Raw genomic sequence first — 1,567 nt, forward strand, 5'->3', positions numbered from 1 at the left:
GCTCAGTCGGTAGAGCAGAGGACTGAAAATCCTCGTGTCACTGGTTCGATTCCAGTTGAAGCCACCAAACTAAAGCATCTTAGATCACGTATCTAAGATGCTTTTTTGGCAAATAAGAGATTTATTAATTTACACTTTGAAAACAATTACAAAGTTAAATTATAAAAATAAATTAAAAAGGAGAATTACTATGGAAAATAAAGTAGTTGCAGTAGTAAATGGACGTGAAATAACTGAGAAGGATGTAGATATTACAATAGCTAGCTTTCCAAAGGAAAGACAATCATATTTACAAAATGAAAAAGGAAGAAAAGATTTAATCAATCAAATGGTTGATTTCGAACTTTCATACAATTATGCAAAAGATAGTGGAATAGATAAAGATGAAGAATTCTTAAAACAGTTAGAAGCTGCTAAAAAACAACTTATGATACAAGTAGCAGTATCTAATGTATTAGCTAGAGCTACAGTTTCAGAAGAAGATGTAAAAAATTATTATGAAAATAATAAAGATCAATTTAAAACTCAAGAGCTTATAACAGCAAGACATATCTTAGTTGATACTTTAGAAGAAGCTAAAAAAGTAGCAAAAGAAATAGAAGAAGGTTTAGATTTCTCTAAAGCAGCAGAAAAATATTCTAAATGTCCATCTAAAGCACAAGGCGGAAGCTTAGGAACTTTCACAAAAGGTCAAATGGTACCAGAATTTGAAAAAGCTGCTTTAGAATTAGATATAGAAAAAGTTAGTGAACCTGTAAAAACTCAATTTGGATATCACTTAATTGTAGTTGATAACAAAAATGAAAGTACTGCTAAAAGTTTTGATGAAGTAAAAGATAGTATAAAATCTATGCTTCTTCAACAAAAACAAAATGAAAAATATAGCGAATTTACAAAAGAATTAAGAGGAAAATATTCAGTAGAAGTTAAATAGTATATTTTTTTAATATATAAGAGATTATAAATCTTATAAAAACTATTCTTAAGTCTATTTATAGATTAAGAATAGTTTTTTTTCTATGAAAAAATAAATATATAATAATAAATTAAAAATATTTAAAATGAAAGGCCAATTTGTAATTCACATCAATCATTAACTATTTAAGGTAGTATCAAAGGTATAATAATAACTAATATTAAAATTATAAATGAATTTTTAATTGGCTGTATAGAATAGTAATTATATATCTTTATCATTCTATAAAAAGTAAATATAAATATATTAAAAATCCTTATATATTCAACTGTATATAAGGATTTTTAATAGGTTTTATAATAACTACTTAACCTAGAGTATCACTATAAGATATAGAGAGTAAAATGGATTATACTTTAATATATACAGCATAAATTTTATAAATAGAGTATTGTCATATAAGTATAATTAATATATATGATAAGATATTCCTTGTCGTCACGAAGACGGCAAGAAATTGACAAATAAGTCAATAAAAAACATGTTGACAAATAAATTCAAACATGTTATTATATAAAAGTCGCATGAAGCGACAAGGTCTTTGAAAATTAAACAGAGGATAAGAATGAATTCTTATAAACCAACCAGTAA

General features: G+C 25.3%; 1 protein-coding gene. It reads left to right on the forward strand.

Features of this window, described 5'->3' with window-relative positions:
• The first annotated feature begins 190 nt into the window (after positions 1 to 190).
• Positions 191 to 934 carry a peptidylprolyl isomerase gene (locus ABDZ71_RS13980; RefSeq protein ID WP_343762459.1) on the forward strand — a complete coding sequence of 248 codons (744 nt, stop codon included), beginning with the start codon at positions 191 to 193 and terminating at the stop codon, positions 932 to 934.
• The last annotated feature ends 633 nt before the right edge of the window (positions 935 to 1,567 follow it).

Origin of the sequence: Clostridium oceanicum (genome assembly GCF_039521385.1) — a bacterium.
In the GTDB taxonomy this organism is placed as follows: domain Bacteria; phylum Bacillota; class Clostridia; order Clostridiales; family Clostridiaceae; genus Clostridium_F; species Clostridium_F oceanicum.

Bases quoted from the DNA above. Each gene is read 5' to 3' on its own strand.
- ABDZ71_RS13980 (WP_343762459.1), top strand. From the start codon at position 191: ATGGAAAATAAAGTAGTTGCAGTAGTAAATGGACGTGAAATAACTGAG.